The sequence below is a fragment of the Anoxybacillus sp. FSL W8-1294 genome (genome assembly GCF_037965005.1).
GTDB classification, from domain to species: Bacteria; Bacillota; Bacilli; order Bacillales; family Anoxybacillaceae; genus Anoxybacillus; species Anoxybacillus flavithermus_G.
Window position 1 is genome coordinate 2,745,230 of sequence record NZ_CP150179.1, and the last position, 19,196, is coordinate 2,764,425.

Consider the following 19,196-nt stretch of genomic DNA (forward strand, 5'->3'; position numbering starts at 1 on the left):
AGCCCCCTCTAATTTTCTGTTTAATTTAAACTTGTTCCCAAATTGCTAAAAAATGCACGGATGAACCTTGTATAGATATTTTTTGGTCATTTACATTAAAATCTGGTACAATTAAATTTCCTTTTTTAACATTCAATACTGCCATTTTCGTACCTTCTGGACAATCATCACGAAACTTACGCAAGGAAGCCCCTGCCTTTAGGCACGGGGAGGAATTGCACCTTACGCAAGTTCCGCCACCCCCTTTCCATAAGCATATCCGTCAAATCGCTGAATGACTTGGACATATCTATAATTTATTCCTTGTGCGATACGCTTTCCGTCCTTGCCTTTAATATCGAAACTTCCAGTCTTTCTACATGCGACTTCGCCAAACCAAACGCCTTGATATTTCCCTCTTGGGACAACAGCCTTAACCATGTCCCCTGTTTGAAAACCAAAGAAGAATTTTTGTCTTGCAAGATAACCTCTTGGGAAGCCATATCTATCTAGGTTTGTACGAGAGCGACTACCACGCCCTTTTGCCTTGATAAATAACACTTCTTTTGTTTTGAAATATAAGTGATTTGTTGTGCTTTCGCCTACACAACAAGCGTCAAAATAATGTGTTTTCGGCAAGTCTAAACGAATACGATTCATTTTTGTTCGTGCACCTGTTCCACACTCGACATCTAATCCTGTCTGCTTTAACACTTCATACGCTTTCCATCTTGTCGAGTTGATAGCACTTGCATCCTTTAATGATTCTTTGACTTGCTTTTGAATGTGCGGATACCCGAATTCTTCTGCTGTCTTACTTCCTTTGCGCTGATTACAGTCATGACAGGCAAGACATAGGTTATCCACTCGGTCTGTTCCACCTCTCGATTTTGGAATGATATGCTCCACTTCAAGTGGAACATTTTCTTTTCCGCAATAACAACACTTCCGCCCAAACTTTTCAAGCAAATACTCCCGTACTTCATATCCTTGTAGCGTGCCTTGTTGATACTCTACACCATTGATTTCAGGATTTCGCATGAGTTGCGTGTCGAATTTGGCATTTTCGTATGATATATACCCAATGGGGCATAACTTCTTTAGGCGGTTAACCCATGTTTGGATATTTTGCACACGACTCTCTAGTGATGACGGCAACCACCCCTCCTTTCGCTTGCGGTTCAGAAAGCGTGGTTTTCTGTATCTTGTTTTTCGATTTCGTCTTGCTCGACGAAAAGCACGCCTTTTATCTATTCTTTCCTTGATGTCTGTGCGATGGTCAAGTTGCCCTAACCATACCACTTCTTGTCCTCGCAAAATCGCTAATCCTGTATGCCTGCTTCCATAGTCGATTTTTAGCCGATATGTTGCTTTAATTTCTGATTCGTCTACTGATTTTTTCAAGATGATGGTAAATGGAAATCGCCTGTAAATCGCCGCCTTCCCTTGTTTCAACAGCTTTCTTGCAACTGCTTCGTGACAAGGAGCAAGCGGACACTTATTTGTGTCTAACACAAAAACCATAGGGTTCTCCCCTTTCCTCTGCATAAAGCAGGTCATATTCTCCTCGACCATGTTATAGATGCTTGTTATGTGCAAGACACTAGCGCTACCCACCACGCTTGTTTAACCTTGCACGACAGAGGAACGGGCTGGAGAAGCACCCGAACGTGTCATGACATCTATAACGTAGGCTCTGTTTCAAGCCTTGGTCTGGTCAACATGGGGCTTACAAGCCCATGACTTTAGTCATTGGGTTGTTGACGTAAACAATCGAACATCAAAAATGCAATATTTGCTGACCGGCTTTTCGTCAAATTTATCTCCGCCGGAGTAGTCGTCTCTTTAAAGTATAGTTTAATAAGATAAGGCTCCCCGTCTATAAATAAACCAAGTTCCGGGTTAACACTAATAGCCAAGTTATCATACACCCATAATTTACTTTGTACATCAAACCACTTAAAATCTTTATACCGTTTCAAAAATCTCCGATACCCTTTAATAGCTTCTTTAATAATTGTTTATACGATTAACTGGAATATCATGAAGTAAGTTATCCAATTGTGAAAAGTCGTTATTCATTGCGTGAATGTTTACAATTTTGTCGCGTAGTTTCTTCCAATAATCTTTTCCAGGACTATATTCGTTATATTTTATTTCTTTTACTTTACGTATCTTTTGACTATCTGGCATTAAGGTAAAATCTAAAAAAGAAGTCATTGATATTTTTATAGGACGAGTTTTCAAAGCTCATCACCTCTAGTCTAAGAAAGTATTAGATTACTAAAAGAAGAAGGCCAAAAATAATAGACCCTCTTACAAAGTACGTAAAACCGTAAATTCCGTTTTTAATTTTGAGTTAGCTCCACTTGTTTTCACCGTTGTTTTGTCAAAAGGAAAACATGACTTATATTCAACATTCACAGGGGGTTTATGTTCATAGATAAGCGCCGCTTCTACTCTTTCCCGATAAGTTGATTCGACATAGCCAAAAGAAAAACATAGCTCTCTACCTAAACCTACGTATTGTTTCCACTCATCCCATTTCTCATGGTTTTTGATTCGTTCATTCACATTATCTGATTCCCCAATATAAATTAAGCGATGGATGGTGACTGTTTTATTTGAAACATTGTGTTTACATTCATAGACACAATAAACTCCTGATTCTTCCGGAATCCCTCTGATATTCGGCTCCCTCCAATAGCCTTTAAAATCAACATTAAATATTTTTTCAGCCAATTTGATCCCTTCTTTCTTTGCTAAAATTTATAGATTTCTTCAAAAAAGAAGGAATTGGGGACTTGACTATCTAATACTTTATAATCAACATAAATATTTGAAGGTAATTTTTTAGGGAAAATTTATAGAAGTCCCCAATTCGTGAAAAGTCCGTTGTTCTGTCAAACAACGGGCTTTTTAATTTGGAGTAGAACGCCGATGGCCACGTACTTTTACACTTTTGCCTCTTACTTTTTTAACGTATGGCTTAACAGGAACAATTTTCTTGCCATCTTTCGTTTTAGCCATAAGCTCGTCCCTCCTTTCATCAAAAAAGAAATATTTACCTATTTACAATTTTTATTATAATCTGTATTTTTAACCGTGACAATATTTATTTAAATAGAATATTATTTTTTCAGCATTTAAACTTTAATAATCCGTGTGTACTATATTATAATTTATACTAACATTACTGTGACGAAGGTGATTCGATGAACAATTCTAGGATTGGTTTTGAAGTTATAAAAAAGATCCTTGAAAAATACGGACCTCTATTAGGAAGTGAATTAAATCAAAAACTTCGAGAAACTATGGATATTTCGTCCGCATATGCTCGAAAAATAATTCAAAGGGCAACAGATAACGAAGTGATTTTTTCCACTAAACCAGTATCGTTCGGAAGAGGACAGTATTTGTATTATTTACAGCACCATAATATTTCAGATGCATTGCAGACAGCATTACAAAAACAGCGAAAAGGATTACATCGAATTTTTCAAAGCCTGGTTCATAATAAAGGAAGGATTTTAACTTCGGAAGCCATCAAAATATCAGCAGCGGTTACCAACCGCAACTTTTTTCCAGCAAATGAGCCAAAAGAGAAAGTGTTAGATAATCTATTACAAATTGGGATTATAAAAGATATATCAAATTATAATGAGATTTCTTATATCATTGCCAAAATGCAAAATATCTCATCCGAAGCTGAACTTTACCCATGGTACAGAAGACATATGGTCAATCGCCTTTTTGCATTAGAGGCTGCTACATGGTTAGAACGTTGTAACATAACAGCGTGGAATCAAACTCATATATTTGATTCTGAGCAAAATCGGGTAGATTTCAATGGACATTTATGGGATGCCGTTGGATTTACCTATCTATATGGCTTTTATGAATCGTATTATGAAAACGAAGAAAAGAAAAAAACACCGTCTTTTGTATTTATGGAAATGCTCTTCCATAGGCAAACTTATTTAGAAGATGTAGAAGGATTTGTAGCCCGTATTGAAATGCAAAGTGCCAGAATGAAAAACTACAAAACAGGAACACGAATCATTCCGATCTTATTTTATCGAACCATTGAAAGAGAAGCATTTGAAATAGCTAAAGAGAAAGGAATTCTTCTTTATTCCATGAGGGACTGGATCGGGGAATTTAGTGTTGAATTATTTGAATACCTCGTTAATCCTTATTATATGGATAATGATTTCTCTAAAAAGTTAGAAACATATTTAAAATCATTACAATTGCTAGGTGGTCAGTATTATAACATTTATCGTGAACTTTTCATTATCAAGCATTCAAAAGCATATTTAGAGCGTGGCTGGAACATAAGACGTCACATTCACTATAGGGTGGGAGAAGATAAATTCTATGCAGATTGGTTAATGTTCGATCATGCAGATACTCCTGTACTTTGTACCTTTATATCCAAATTTTTACCTAAAAAGGAAAAGGAAATGTTGTCATTCTTAGAAAACACTTTCTCAAAATATCAATCCATTTACAGTGACGTAAAAGGTGATTTCATAAAACCAAAATGGATGATTTTTGATGAGGATGGATTGTATCTTCAATCCCCTAATTCATAAACGGAATGCTATAGACTCATTAATAATTAAGAATGTTTTTATGTAAGTGACTAATTCATTCCAGATGAATATCGGATCCCTTCCCATTCTCAATAACCTGTGTTTCGCCAAACTATCGAGGAACCTTAGATTTCACATATAATTAACATAGGATTATTGATACAATAATAAAAAGCCTCCCGTTAACACTCATTTAGCAACAGGAGGCTTTTGACTTTTTAGCTGTACCATTTCCACTCGCTTTCGATGATTTCAACGAATATTCCATTTTCCAGCTGAGTGCATCATAAATTTTTTGTGATGAGGCGACAAAGGGCGCCAAGGCGGCGGTCGGTGTACTCAATAATGGCTTTGCGGCCGATGACTTTTTTCACATGTTTCAATCACTTCGTTGACAGAATAGCCTAAGCTGTTGCATAGGTTATAAATGGCTTTTTTCGACAAGTAACAGGCAACCATACAAAGTAATCAGGATTCTACTGTTTGAGATTGTTTGCTCTTGGAATCGGAATCGTCAATATATTTCGAAATAAATAACAGACCAAAGAAAGACACACAAAAGCCAAGATAATAACTTACTGCTGCTTTAAAAAATAAAAGTTTATATAAGTATACAGGAAGTGCTATTAACATTGCTAACATTGCTATTACGATACTTACTGGGATTAACAAAATCCTCAATATGATATTTATAAAAATATTCACTTTGAGAAGTGAAATAAAGTCATCTAATGAGGTATACAGATCCCAGCCACCCACAAACAACATTTTAAACACCTTACCTAACAAGGCTAATCCATTGTTTAATCCATCAGTAAAATTAAGGTTGTCTTTAATTATAACATGCTCAGAGTCTTTAAAATAATATGTTTTCCATAATATTGTATAGCTTTTGTCAGTGGCTTCGGAAATATGAAAATCTGTGAAAAACATTCCGTAGATTATTACTAAAGAAATTAAAATGGAAATAAATCTTCTCATCCAGTATAAACATCCTCCTTGTGAAAGGTCGTTAAGATGTTCGCGATTTGCCTGATACCTTCTTTTGCTTTTAGAGTTATTGGGATCAATTTCTTTAATAACCGTATTTTACAAAAATCTCTAACCCGAGTTCGACACTTACTAGGCAAACAAATCGTTCACCATCCCTTGCCACAAGGGTTGTTGAACGATTGGGCATACTTCACGCCTGTATCTAGGAGTGAGGCTGACTGTCTAGGATTCTTGGAGAAGGCTCACCCCTACAGCCGCAAAGAGTTAACGCTGTTTGGCAGTGAACTCGGTACATTGGTATAGATATCCATATTTTGAAGAAAAATGTCGTAAAGTTAGTCGTTGTAGTTCAGCCCGCACCTTTCGCCACGCCCTCCCGGGTGCGGATTTCGACAATCCCGACCAATAGAAGGACCAGCCAACTGAGCAGTACATAGGTATCGATGCGGTCTCTCAAGCGATAGTAATTCGAGCATCGAGGGGTGGTATCGCAATAAATCAAATCCACTTTTCTCAGCGGAAGTTCACATCACTTTCTTCCCCATCACCCGTTCTATAATTTTTAATAGGGAAAGTCTTCGCTTTTCAAAAAATTGATGAAAGTTATTAGAGCGTAAGGATGGAACGTCGATCAAATGCGTCTGCAAAATTTGATCTAATTGACTTGACGAAATATTGTATTTTTGCTCTAGTTTATGCAAATACACGCTTGGAGCATCACCACCAATGATGCGGTTCGTCTTATAAGATAAAGGAGTTTTATTCACGATAGAATCGTAAAGGTTTTTATCAATACCGTTGCGTTCGCAATATGCACGTGGGAAAATATGATGAATATCAATGGATTCCCCGTAGTACGTCTGAATATCTATTGGTACACCAGAAAGAAAGTCTTGTCCCCCTTCCCTCATTAGCAAAACATGCAAACCTTTGTAAGCTGCACTATTTCGAGTTCGTAAAGTAAGGAGCCGATCTGCGGAGAAATTAGCTTCAACAATGGTACTTGGTTCTGAGCCCCCGTTAATCCAGTCGATGACTTCCGATAAATCGCGTGCTATTCGAGTCTCTGAAGCACCGCCATAGAGCTCGCCCAACACACCGCACCAATACCACCGAGCGATTTTATTGCGGACATGAATGTTATGCGCTTTGCTCCCCAATTCCACAAAAATGGCCGCTAATGGTATTAACTGCGTTCCGTACGGCAAGTCTCTTGCGGAAAAAACCTTCTGTTCCTGCAAAAATTTCGCCGCCTCAATAAAACCATCCGTTGCTTTATCTGCCCAATCCAGATAATCGGCTAAAGTTAGTTTTAAAATGTCTTTACGCTTACAGCTTACCGCAGCACCAGCTCTCGTTTTTCTCCGATTGTATGTCGTCAATAGAGAAACCGTTTGAAGCAAATCGGTACTGCTAATATCAGCCAAAATCTTGTTGTAAATTTCCCCTGATTTTTTCAGCTTCGCTTCTTTGCTTTGCCAATCATCTCTCAACCGAAAGTTATCCGCTGCAAAAGTGGCTGTAAGCAGCTCGAATACTGTTAACGATACGCCACCAGTGTTTACATTTTCAAAAACTTGACAAACCGCTTCCTTCGGAGTTTGCTTTCTAAGCATAATGACAGGAACTTGATATTGTTGAAAACGAGGAAACACTTCAGTCATTAATCTTTGCCATTTCAATGATCTCTCCGCGATTTTATTTGAATCTGAAAAGTAACGGGTTTGCCATTTTAACAACTCAGCTGGATCAAACAACAAATTGATTGGCAACATCCCTGCTTCGCACTCTTTGTCCAAGTCGGAATAATCAGCAATAATTTTATTGCCCGGTCCTTTAACTATTCTATCTTCAGGAACGCTAACGATCGTTTCTTCTCGATCAACATTCGGATCCAAAATTTTATCGATATCAATGTAATAAAATCTTTTGATTTCTCTCCCCCTCGCATCTCTTGTAAGAACAGGCGTTTTCAGCTTCAATGATTGGAATAAGGAAGTGAGTCGTTGTTGCCCGTCAAGAATTAATCTTTCCGGCTCAACTTGATTATTGTTAGTTACCCCTTCAATAGGTCTAGGAGCAAAACGAACGTTTGGGTTGCCTGTTTGAAGCATCATCACTGCGCCGATAGGATAGGAAAGAGAAATACTAATTAAAAGATTTCTAATCCGTTCATCATCCCAAACCCACTCTCTTTGAAAATCAGGCAGTTGTGTTCTGCAATCTTTGATACTTTCTAGTAAATCTAATAAACTCTCTACCGTGCTATCAAAAGTAGTAATCGAATTCATTTTTTCTCCCCTCATAAATAGTAACCAGCCCATTACTGGCTAATTTGCTAGAATACAACAAAAATAGTTACATATAGTAGTCATTTTCTCTGGCAATGAACCATATTTCCCCCCTTTAGGCGCAGAAACGCCTTTCCCTTCTAGAGCTACTCCAACAGTGTTGCCCACATTTGTTCCGCAAATAGCTGCTGATTCACTTTTCTATCCTCCATATTTGCCATATTGACATCAATCCTTTTATTTCTACACCCATTCACCCCAATCCTTTTCCTTCCATAACATTTTTATGAAAATATACCCACGATGTATGTACTACTAACTCTCTTACCACCAACCGTCAAGCAAGAGTCAAACCGTTGCCGCCACGCAAGCACTATCAACAAAAAACACACAATATTCAGTTATTTATACTAGCCACCCTTGCAACAAGGGCGGCCTGCCCTTCTCACCCTTTCCGCTGATGCCACTTCCACGCGCTTTCGATGATTTGTTCTAATGAATATTCCGCTTTCCAGCCAAGTTCTTCATAAATTTTTTGCGAGGAAGCGACAAGGCGCGCCGGGTCGCCCGGACGACGGTCCGTATATTCAATGACGGCTTTACGTCCAGTTACTTTTTCACATGTTTCAATCACTTCTTTGACGGAATAGCCTAAGCCGTTGCCAAGGTTATAAACGGCGGTTTTCTTTTTGCCTGACAATAAAGCTTCCAGCGCTAAAATATGCGCCTTCGCTAAGTCGGTGACATGGATATAGTCGCGAATGCATGTCCCGTCTGGTGTATCATAGTCCGTACCGAAGACGGAAATTTTGTCGCGCTGGCCTAACAAGTGCTGCAAGACAATCGGAATCAAATGGGTTTCTGGGTTATGGTCTTCGCCAATTTCTCCTGACTCGTGCGCCCCAGCCGCGTTAAAGTAGCGAAGGACGACATAGTTCAAACCATACGCAGAAGCAAAATCCGCTAAAATTTGTTCGATCATCAACTTTGAACGTCCATACGGATTAATTGGATTTGTTGGGCAATCTTCCGTAATCAATTCGACATTCGGAATTCCATACGTCGCCGCGGTTGACGAGAAGATAAAGTTTTTCACATTATACTTTAGCATCGTCTCTAGTAACGTTAAGGTAGCGGCAACGTTGTTTTGATAATATTTCAGCGGATTCACCACCGATTCGCCGACTAAGCTGTTCGCCGCAAAATGCATGACGGCTTGAATCGGGTATTTTTCAAAAATCGGCTCAAGATCCGCTTTGTTCCCTAAATCCCCTTGCACAAACACCGCGCGGTCATCCACTAAATAGCGATGGCCAGTCGATAAGTTATCAAGAACGATCACTTGCTCTTTTTTCACTAATTCTTTCACTAAATGACTGCCGATATAACCGGCTCCGCCGACAACGAGAATCATATACAATCCCCCAATTATACATTAACTATTTGATGGACTATAGCCATTACCGCGTTTTCTAATGCGGCAACAAGTTCTTCGCTCTCTTGTAACGATGTTCCTCTCACGCCAAAGTAAAACTTCGCTTTCGGCTCTGTGCCTGATGGGCGCAAACAGAACCATGCGCCATTCGCAAGATGATATTTCAACACGTTCGAACGAGGCAAGTCAATCGTCTGTTCTTCCCCTGTCGCGACAATGGTGCGCTTGCTTATCAAATAGTCTTCGATCGCGACAACTTCGACACCGGCGATTTCTTTCGGCGGTTCTTTACGGAAGGTAGCTAGAATATTGGCAATTTGCTCGGCGCCGTCTTTTCCTTTTAACGTTAGCGAATGCAATGATTCCCGATAGTAACCGTATTTTTCAAAAATCTCTAATAATCCTTCATACAATGTTTTTCCCTGCGCTTTATAATAAGCCGCTACTTCTGCGGCAAAAATCGCCGATTGCACCGCATCTTTGTCGCGGACAAAGTCACCGATTAAATAGCCATAGCTTTCTTCATAACCAAATTGGAACGTGTATTCTTTCGTCCGTTCAAACTCGTTAATCTTCTCGCCAATAAATTTAAACCCAGTCAACGTATCGATCGTTGGCAAACCATAATGCTCGGCAATCGCGCGGCCGATTTCGGACGTCACGATCGTTTTCACAACGACACCATTTCCCGGCAATATTCCTTTCGCCTGCTTTTGTGATAATAAATATTCTAGCATCAACGCACCCATTTGGTTGCCCGTTAAGACAACATATTGTCCTTCAAGGTTTTTCACCGCGACACCAAGACGATCCGCATCCGGGTCTGTCGCCATTAAAATGTCGGCATCAATTTCTTCGCCATATTTTATCGCAAGTTCAAACGCTGCGTGTTCTTCCGGATTTGGCGAGGCAACAGTGGAAAAGTTCGGGTCTGGAAGTTCTTGTTCTTTTACAACCGTCACGTTTTCGAAACCAAATGCTTTTAAACCAGCGCGGACTAACTTATTGGCTGTGCCATGCAAAGGAGAAAAAACAATTTTTAAATCTTTCGCCACTTCCGCAACCATTTCTGGATTTAGTTGAATCGTTTTTAATTGCTGAAGGTAGGCTTCATCGATTTCTTCGCCGATATATGTAAGCAGTCCGTTTTCCAGAAGTTCTTGCTCGCTTGCTACTGCAACCGTCAATTCATTTTCGACGGCATTGACGTATTGAATAATCGCATCTGCCACAGCTGGCGGGATTTGTCCGCCGTCTTGCCCATACACTTTAAATCCGTTATACTCAGGCGGATTATGGCTTGCGGTAATGACAACACCGGCAAACGCTCCGAGATAACGAACGGCAAACGACAGCTCTGGCGTTGGACGAAGCTCTTTAAATAAGTAAGCTTTAATCCCATGCTTCCCAACCGTCTTTGCCACTTCCAACGCAAACTCCGGTGACTTATGGCGGGAATCATAGGCAATCACGACACCGCGCTCTTTCGCTTCTTCGCCTTGTTCAACAATATAACGCGCTAATCCTTCCGATGCTTTGCGAATGGTATAGATATTCATTCGATTCGTACCAGGACCAATTTCCCCGCGCATCCCGCCTGTACCGAATTCTAAGTGTTTGTAAAAGCTATCTTCAAGAGCTTTTTGATTATGCTGCATCAAAATTAATTGTTGCTTCAATTCTGCATCTATATAGGTTGTAATAAAGAATTTCCGATCTCCATGTTCCGTCTTTATCACCTGACAAGCTGGCACGGTGACAAGAAGAGCGAACAATGCCATGTAAAACAAAATTGCAACTTATATAGCTTTGGATATGAAAGCCATTTTTCTACTGCCGCTTTATATGTCATCTTTCTGTCCCCCTTTGTTGTTTACGGATGTGATACAATTCCTTTGATTTGAAACGTTCCAATTTATCGGGGCGTGACAGGCACGCTGCACATATCCAAAGTTATTTTGGCCATGACGGTGAAGAGACAATGCATCGTAAATTTCCGCTTACTGTAAAACTATCAAGTGAATGAGGCAGAATAAAATGGTCTCCCTTCCGAACTCGATACGTCCGTTGGGAGGTATGGAGATCTCCTTCCCCCTCAAGGACGCTAACTAATAAAAAGTGATCTACTTGCTTAACATGCCACTCTCGTTCAATATCCCATTTTTGTACGGTAAAATACTCATTTTCAACAAATGTTGTAATCCTCGCACCAGTTGTTTGAATCACATATGGCTCGTAATGCACATCAACATGAGGAACAACAACGACATCGATTGCCTTAGCTAAGTGTAATTCTCGTTTATTCCCTTTCTCATCTATACGATCGTAGTCATATATACGATACGTCGTATCTGAGTTTTGTTGTGTTTCAAGGACAAGCGTTCCTTCACAGAGCGCATGTACTGTACCACTTGGTACATAAAAAAAGTCCCCGGGACGGATGGGTACTTTCCGAAGTAAATCATGCCAACGTCCTTCTTCCATCATTTGTCGTAATTCTTCTTTTGTTTTTGCATAATGCCCGTATATTAGCTCTGCCCCATCTTTACAGTCGATAATATACCAACATTCTGTTTTTCCTAATTCTCCATGTTCATATGTACGCGCGTATTCATCGTTTGGATGTACTTGTACCGATAAATCAGCATTTGCATCTAAAATTTTTGTCAATAGAGGAAAACGGTCAGCTGGAAAATGACCAAACAGTTCTGGATGCTGTTCCCACAGCACGCCTAACGTTTTCCCCCGGAACGGTTCGTTAGTCACGATCGTCTGTCCGTTTGGATGGGCAGAAATGGCCCAGCATTCCCCCGTTCGCTCCGAAGGAATGTCATAACCAAACTGCTCGCGAAGACGATTTCCGCCCCAAATACGTTCTTGAAACACTGGTGATAAAAAGAGCGGTATGTTGTTCATGATCATTCCCCCCCTCACACACTAAGCTTGAAACGTATCAAACAATTGTAAAACATCCTCTACTTTTCGTATAGTTAATAACTGTTCCCTAAACGCATCATCCATCAACTTTCTCGATAACAGCTGCAAAATTTTCAAATGCTCATTTCCTGCATACTGTTCAGGTACCGCGATCATAAAAATAAGCTTCACCTTTTCTCCATCCAAGCTATCCCAGTCTACTCCCTCCTGCTTCACCCCAAACGCTAGACAAGGATGCTTAACCGCATCACTTTTCCCATGTGGAATTGCAATACCAAACCCAATTCCTGTACTCCCCTCACGTTCCCTGTCATATAACGCCTGTTTATACCCCTTTCGATCAAGTAATCCCCCAGCCTGATCAATCAATTCGATCATCTCTTCCATAATTTCATCTTTTGTCGTTCCTTCCAAGTGCAATTTGACTAATTGTTCCGTCAGCAACTGTGTTAATGTCATCGTCCTCGACTCCTTTTATAAACATTGATAAAACTGATTTACCGTTTTTGCTTGCTTCAGCTGTTTTAGCGTTCCCTCATCCTCTGATAGAGCAACTAACTCTTGAAACAGCTGTTTAATACGCTCTTTTTCCTGCATACGATTAGCGATCATGAAAACGAGCTGAACTCGATCCTCCCCCCAAACAATCGGAGCCTGCAATCTCCCAACCGCAATGACTGATTTTCGGATGAACTGTACTTCTCCGTGTGGAATTGCCATGTCGTTCCCAATGTAAGTGGAAGATAAACGTTCCCGCTCATTCACACTTTGTTTATACTCCTCATATACATACCCATATTGATAAAGTTGTTCTGCTAAATAATTCATCACACACTCTCGGCTTTCAAAAGGAAGATCAAGAAAAATAAGCCGCTCATCTAGTAAAGATTTGAGCACTTCATAAGATTTCCCTCCTGGCTCTTGCACTCGTAAACGGAACAGCTGATCCTTAATTGTTTCTAACTCCCGATCTTGAAGCAACGGACTAACCGTAATGACCGGAACAGGTATGTCCATAGGTAAAGGAACGGTGCTAATTAAAAGATCCGGTTTCTTCTCTCCTATTGATTCACTCAATTTAGAAACCGAAGCGATCCCAACAACATCAATTTCAGGAAAAACTGACTCCAATTTCGCCTCGACAAAACGAGAAGTTCCAGCACCTGTTGCACAAACGACAAGCACTTTCTGCCGTCCATGTTGCTTATGCTTCACCCGCTCAAACGCCGCTTGAATATGCAAAACAATATATGCGATCTCATCCTCAGGGATATTCAACTTTATTATTTTTTCCATCTGTTTCATAAACGAAAGCACAATTTCAAATGAATAACGATATGTTCGCTTAATTTCGCGCAACATCGGATTTGTAATTGACAGCCCGTTGCGTAGGCGATTGAATGTGGAATGGAGATGGATCGTCAAACCTAGTAATAACTCTTTGTCATTCATGCACCTCGCATCGATATGATCCGCGATATGCTCAATAAGCAAACGTGTCACTTGTAGTGCTTCCTCATCTACTTGACTGAAAAACTGTTCTACCCCTTTGGCAAGACGGACACGGTCATAACGAATTCTTGCACCTAACAAATGTAAAGTCATGTAACCTACTTCAGCTGCTGGAATTTTGATAGCGAACCACATTTCAATTTTTCTTGCTAATTGTTCGGCTAACTTGTACTCCCTTTTTTGTTGTAATTCTTCTAATTGGATGGGATTCATTTGAATACGATAACCTTGTTTCATTCTCTTGACGGCAATAGCGATATGAATTGTAAGACTTATTATCGCCTCATCGGTTAACGGAAATGACAACGTTGCCTCAAGTTCTTGAACCGCCTTTTCGATGAATGCAACTTCATATGGCTGTATTACATCGGCAACCATTTTCAGCTGCTGCTCATTCAACATATAGTAGGCGTGATCAACGAACAACTCGACTAACTTGGATAAAGCAGCACGCCAATTTTTCTCTTCCCCTTCGACCTTTAATCCTAAATTAGGTTTACGGATCAACTTTAAATGGAACGAACGTAGCCAATAATCAATCTCTTCCAAATCATCATGGATAGAAGTCTTGCTCATATAAAATCGGTCGGCCAGCTGTTGCATCGTCATTGGCTTGTCCGCCATCAATAAGCATTTTAACAACTGAAGCTGACGTTCCTCATTGTCGTTCATACGTAAAAGATCGCGAAACAAAGTCTCTTTCTCTTCATTGTCCCCTTCCAATCGCACCCCGACGCTCGGTTTTCGCTCAATTTTTAATGTCGGATACCGTTGTAACCATTGGTCTATCACCTTTAAATCATTACGAATAGTTTTCTCTGAACAACGTAAATCATCAGCAAGTGAAGTGACAGATAAATAATGATTCGCGTCTAATAACGCTTTTATAATTTTTTTATGTCGAGAAATCACCACTGTCACCACCTTCACTCCATTTGTAAAATGAGAAGGGGGAATCGTGTTCGACATCCTCCTTCCCCTTTATCACTTCTCCACCTATACCGGTTTTTTCACCGCATTGACAAGCAAAGCTGTGACAATCATACCGACAACAATGGAAACGAAGAACATCGGTACATTGTCCACCGCACGAAATACTGCGACGATCGGGCCACCATGTGGAACATGATCGGCAACATTACTCAACATCGCAATGACCGCTCCGGCCATAGAGCCAATCATAATGCTAGGAATTACCCGCAACGGATCTCGCGCCGCAAATGGGATCGCCCCCTCTGTAATCCCAACAAGCCCCATCGCAAGAGCAGCTTTCCCTGCCTCGCGCTCCTCATTCGTATATTTTGTTTTACTTAACAATGTAGCTAACCCTAAACCGAGTGGAGGAACACAAATGGCTACAGCAATCGCCCCCATAATATTCGCATGCCCTTCCGCAATCATTGCGGAACCGAATAGGAAAGCAACCTTGTTTACCGGCCCCCCCATATCGAAGGCAATCATTGCGCCTAAAATCATCGCTAATACTACTTTGCTTGTTCCCTGCATACTATTTAACCATGATGTTAATCCTTCCATCATTCCCGCAATAGGTTGACCAATAACGAAAATGAATGCGGCCGCAACAAATAAAGACGATACAATCGGGATAATCAAAATCGGCATAATTGGTTGAATCATTTGAGGAACCCGAATTTGCTTAATTGCTTTTACAATGTATCCTGCTAAAAACCCTGCAATGATACCACCAATAAAACCAGCTCCTGCGTCACTGCCATAAAAACTACCGTTTGCCGCAATGTAACCACCGACCATCCCCGGTGCCAACCCTGGGCGATCAGCAATACTAACCGCAATGAAACCTGACAAAATTGGTACCATAAATGTGAAACTCGCTACACCGACGTCTAAAATACGATTCCAGATCGAACCTTCGGGAATGACTAGCCCTTTTGCCGTTGGCTCTCCTCCGATCGCAAGCGAAAGCGCAATAAGCAATCCGCCGATCACAACAAACGGAATCATATATGAAACACCATTCATCAAATTTCGATATATAGGATTTTGCTTCTCATTTCGCTCTTTTTTCGCTTCCGCTACACTCTTCAGCTTCTCTACCACTTCATATACCGGCACTTCGTTTCGCTCAAAGCGTGCAATCAACTCCTCCGGACGACGAATGCCATCCGTAACCGACACTTCCAACACCCGTTTCCCTCGAAAGCGACTTTTATCCACTTGCTTATCCGCCGCAATAATCACCCCATCGGCTTGTTCAATATCTTCTCGTGTCAACTCATTTTCCACACCAATGGAACCTTGAGTTTCCACCTTCATTTCATGTCCCATCCGTTCAGCTGCCTTCGCTAACTTTTCTGCCGCCATGTACGTATGGGCAATTCCATTTGGACAAGATGTAATCGCTACAAATTTCATCCATCTCTCCCCTTCTGTAAGCGCTTTATTTGTTACACTGTTATTATAACGGACAATCCGACCAACATTATCACAAATTTTTACCGTAAATTGTGGTAAAATACAAATCATTACCGTGCAAGGGGGAGAAGACAAATGTTCACACAACTACATCACATAGCAATTATCTGTTCGAATTATGAACGATCCAAACATTTTTACACACGTGTTTTACAACTACCAATCATTCACGAACATTATCGCGCTGATAAACGATCATATAAGTTAGATTTGCAAATCGGGGATTTACAACTAGAGCTTTTTTCTTTCGAACATCCACCAAAAAGACAAAGCTATCCTGAAGCATGTGGCTTACGCCATCTAGCATTTGCAGTAGATTGTATTGAGGAAACGATCGCTTATTTACAAGCGCATCACATTGAAGTCGAACCGATTCGCATCGATCCGATAACGGGGAAAAAGTTCACATTCTTTCAAGATCCAGATCAATTACCACTTGAGTTGTATGAAAGGGGATAGATGGGGAAAACTCCCCATCACTTCATTTGATATAAAGCATCTTCCACAAGCGACATAACGGCTTGTTCAAGTTCGGCTAACAGCGCATCACTTTCTTTTTGTGACTTGCCTTTTACGCCAAAATAAAATTTCGCTTTCGGCTCTGTGCCTGACGGGCGAACACAAAACCATGAACCGTTGGCTAGTTCATATTTCAACACATTCGATCGTGGCAAACAAAGCGATTGCTCTATACCGTTTTCCCATCGTTTGCCCACAGCGTAATCTTCCACTGCAACAACCTCTACACCAGCGACTTCACGTAATGGTTGTTTGCGGAACGAAGACATGATGTGAGCAATTCGCTCTGCCCCTTCTTTTCCTTTTAACGTTAACGAACGCAATGACTCTTTATAGTAGCCATACTTTTCAAAAATGTCCATTAGTCCTTCATATAACGTTTTGCCTTGCGCTTTATAATACGCTGCTACTTCTGCCGCAAAAATAGCTGACTGCACCGCATCTTTATCGCGAACAAAGTCACCGATTAAATAACCGTAACTTTCTTCATATCCAAATTGGAACGTGTATTCTTTCGTTCGCTCAAATTCGTCGATTTTTTCACCGATGAACTTAAAGCCAGTTAACGTATCGATCGTTTCGAGTCCATAATGCGCGGCAATCGCCCGACCGATTTCTGATGTCACGATCGTTTTCAATACGACACCATTCTTCGGCAAGATGCCTTTTGCTTGTTTTTGTGATAACAAATACTCTAACATTAACGCGCCCATTTGATTACCAGTTAAAACGACATACTCTCCTCGTATAGTATGTTTAGAAAGATTTTTAAATCGAATTTCCAGTTGGATATGCTCCTTGACAATCGCATATGTGTAAGTGATTTGCCCACGGGGGAGGGGCGCGCCCCTCCCCCGTGGATGGCACTACATCGGGGTTGGACTTTTCGCGATGTTCTTGGATAATGGTCTTAGGATCATCGGGGACACTCTTCTCTCTCCTGTAGCTTTGACTACTTAGAAAGTCTGTCTCCCCGGCTCCTGTTCGGACTTCTAACCCGCAGGCTGTTCCCGTTGGTTTCCCATGCTGGAAGGAGCAGCTTCCAGGCAGCCCATGGCCCAACGTGAGTTCTCATATGCGAGGGTGACTGGTCAACAGGCGCGGTCCGGGGGCATCCCGAAGAGTCCCAACCCCACGATCCTACTACGATTGGAGGTGATCTCATGAAACTCTACGTCGGGATTGACGTGAGCTCAACGGACTTATACACGTGTATCATGGATCAAGAAGGAAACACGTGCGCCCAATTCAAGGTGGACAATCATCTCCTTGGCGCGACCTTCCTTCGCGATCAAATCCTCCTGTGGGCCAACAAGCGCCAACCATCCGAAATTCTCATCGGGATGGAAGCCACTTCGGTCTACAGCTGGCATCCAGCGATGTTTTTCCACCAACAGGAGGAGCTGAAGTCTTGGAATGTCAAGGTGTTTACCATCAATCCAAAGCTCATTCGCAAATTTAAAGAAGCGTACACTGACTTGGATAAAACGGACGGCATCGATGCGTGGATCATCGCCGATCGGCTTCGCTTTGGCCGTTTGAAAGTGACAGCTGTCATGCAAGAACAGTTTATCGCCCTTCAACGGCTCACGCGCATGCGCTATCATCTCGTCCATCAGCTGACTCGGGAAAAGCAGTACTTCCTCCAACACTTGTTTTACAAGTGCAGTTCCTTTACCCAAGAGGTGGACAGCTCCGTGTTCGGACATGCCATCTTAGAGCTTCTTCTCGAGTCGTTTAGCTTAGACGAAATCAGTCAGATGGACGTGCAACAGCTCGCTGACTTCTTGCGCCAAAAAGGACGCAATCGCTTTGCCGATCCGGAATGCATCGCCAAGTCCATTCAAAAGGCGGCTCGTTCGTCGTATCGGCTTTCCAAATGTGTCGAGGATTCCATCGACTTGCTTTTAGGGCTATCAATTCAATCCATCCGTAGCCTTCAAGCGCAAATTAAAGAGCTAGATAAAGCGATTACTCGCCATTTGGAAGGCATCCCAAATACGTTACAAACGATTCCCGGCATTGGTCCGGTCTACGCCGCTGGCATCTTAGCCGAAATTGGACAAATCGAGCGCTTTGACAACCAAGCCGCCTTAGCAAAGTATGCAGGTTTGACTTGGTCTAAGCACCAGTCCGGTCGGTTCCAAGCCGAGGAGACTTCCCTCATTCGTTCCGGCAATCGCTATCTCCGTTACTACCTAGTGGAGGCTGCCAACTCGGTACAACGGCATGATGCGTCGTTTCGCACCTATTACCGGAAGAAGTATGAGGAAGTACCAAAGCACCAACACAAACGAGCCCTCGTCCTCACCGCTCGAAAACTCGTGCGTGTGATCGATGCGCTGCTACGCAACGGTCAAATCTACACGCCAAGAAAGGGGGAAGATCGATAGGGGTATCGATCTAACTGATTTTGCATTAAAACCCAGTTAATGACATAAGACAAGACTGGGCTTCTTAAGTATTGCCTTTTTTCGG

At 41.4% G+C, this 19,196-nt stretch carries 13 protein-coding genes and 3 pseudogenes; 3 read left to right on the forward strand and 13 right to left on the reverse strand.

Features of this window, described 5'->3' with window-relative positions; translation table 11 throughout:
* Nucleotides 1–222: 222 nt before the first annotated feature.
* Together iscB and NSQ23_RS14850 are read right to left on the reverse strand one after the other, a co-directional pair.
* The gene (gene iscB, locus NSQ23_RS14845) at nt 223–1,503 is read right to left on the reverse strand and encodes an RNA-guided endonuclease IscB (protein WP_129000790.1); all 1,281 of its coding nucleotides are present in this window, start codon (nt 1,501–1,503) and stop codon (nt 223–225) included.
* Between the two features lie 792 nt (nt 1,504–2,295).
* On the reverse strand, nt 2,296–2,721 hold the full coding sequence (locus NSQ23_RS14850; protein WP_339171851.1) for a GIY-YIG nuclease family protein: 426 nt from the start codon (nt 2,719–2,721) through the stop codon (nt 2,296–2,298).
* 473 nt (nt 2,722–3,194) lie between these two features.
* Here NSQ23_RS14850 and NSQ23_RS14855 point away from each other — a divergent pair, with 473 nt between their 5' ends.
* Nucleotides 3,195–4,577, forward strand: coding sequence for a hypothetical protein (locus NSQ23_RS14855; RefSeq protein ID WP_004892875.1), 1,383 nt, complete (start codon nt 3,195–3,197; stop codon nt 4,575–4,577).
* 218 nt (nt 4,578–4,795) lie between these two features.
* Here NSQ23_RS14855 and NSQ23_RS14860 read toward each other — a convergent pair.
* From NSQ23_RS14860 to NSQ23_RS14905, 10 genes and pseudogenes are all read right to left on the reverse strand, one after another.
* A pseudogene (locus tag NSQ23_RS14860) lies at nt 4,796–5,015 on the reverse strand (UDP-glucose 4-epimerase GalE); the annotation flags it as partial.
* 30 nt (nt 5,016–5,045) lie between these two features.
* Nucleotides 5,046–5,558: a hypothetical protein gene (locus NSQ23_RS14865; RefSeq protein ID WP_339171854.1), complete on the reverse strand. Its 513-nt coding sequence runs from the start codon at nt 5,556–5,558 to the stop codon at nt 5,046–5,048.
* A gap of 214 nt (nt 5,559–5,772) precedes the next feature.
* Nucleotides 5,773–6,036, reverse strand: a pseudogene (locus NSQ23_RS14870) (transposase); the annotation flags it as partial.
* Nucleotides 6,037–6,094: 58 nt separating this feature from the next.
* A complete protein-coding gene (locus tag NSQ23_RS14875; RefSeq protein ID WP_339171857.1) occupies nt 6,095–7,894 on the reverse strand; it encodes a DUF262 domain-containing protein in 1,800 nt (599 codons plus the stop codon).
* Nucleotides 7,895–8,306: 412 nt separating this feature from the next.
* On the reverse strand, nt 8,307–9,275 hold the full coding sequence (gene galE / locus NSQ23_RS14880) for a UDP-glucose 4-epimerase GalE (protein WP_339171860.1): 969 nt from the start codon (nt 9,273–9,275) through the stop codon (nt 8,307–8,309).
* 14 nt (nt 9,276–9,289) lie between these two features.
* On the reverse strand, nt 9,290–11,077 hold the full coding sequence (locus tag NSQ23_RS14885; protein ID WP_339171863.1) for a phospho-sugar mutase: 1,788 nt from the start codon (nt 11,075–11,077) through the stop codon (nt 9,290–9,292).
* Nucleotides 11,078–11,249: 172 nt separating this feature from the next.
* Complete coding sequence (manA, locus tag NSQ23_RS14890; protein ID WP_339171865.1) at nt 11,250–12,212, reverse strand: mannose-6-phosphate isomerase, class I; 963 nt, start codon at nt 12,210–12,212, stop codon at nt 11,250–11,252.
* 21 nt (nt 12,213–12,233) lie between these two features.
* Nucleotides 12,234–12,692 carry a fructose PTS transporter subunit IIA gene (locus NSQ23_RS14895; RefSeq protein ID WP_004577697.1) on the reverse strand — a complete coding sequence of 153 codons (459 nt, stop codon included), beginning with the start codon at nt 12,690–12,692 and terminating at the stop codon, nt 12,234–12,236.
* A gap of 15 nt (nt 12,693–12,707) precedes the next feature.
* The gene (locus NSQ23_RS14900) at nt 12,708–14,714 is read right to left on the reverse strand and encodes a BglG family transcription antiterminator (protein ID WP_339171867.1); all 2,007 of its coding nucleotides are present in this window, start codon (nt 14,712–14,714) and stop codon (nt 12,708–12,710) included.
* A 27-nt stretch (nt 14,715–14,741) separates the two neighbouring features.
* Nucleotides 14,742–16,139 carry a PTS fructose transporter subunit IIBC gene (locus NSQ23_RS14905; RefSeq protein WP_339174447.1) on the reverse strand — a complete coding sequence of 466 codons (1,398 nt, stop codon included), beginning with the start codon at nt 16,137–16,139 and terminating at the stop codon, nt 14,742–14,744.
* A gap of 135 nt (nt 16,140–16,274) precedes the next feature.
* Between NSQ23_RS14905 and NSQ23_RS14910 the strand changes: the two genes are divergently transcribed.
* On the forward strand, nt 16,275–16,658 hold the full coding sequence (locus NSQ23_RS14910) for a VOC family protein (protein ID WP_339171868.1): 384 nt from the start codon (nt 16,275–16,277) through the stop codon (nt 16,656–16,658).
* Nucleotides 16,659–16,675: 17 nt separating this feature from the next.
* Here the strand turns inward: NSQ23_RS14910 and NSQ23_RS14915 are convergent.
* Nucleotides 16,676–17,464, reverse strand: a pseudogene (locus tag NSQ23_RS14915) (phospho-sugar mutase); the annotation flags it as partial.
* A 417-nt stretch (nt 17,465–17,881) separates the two neighbouring features.
* On the opposite strand from NSQ23_RS14915, the gene NSQ23_RS14920 reads away from it, so the two are divergent.
* Entirely contained in the window at nt 17,882–19,111 is a 1,230-nt protein-coding gene (locus tag NSQ23_RS14920) for an IS110 family transposase (RefSeq protein WP_339170721.1), read from the forward strand.
* Nucleotides 19,112–19,196: the final 85 nt, after the last annotated feature.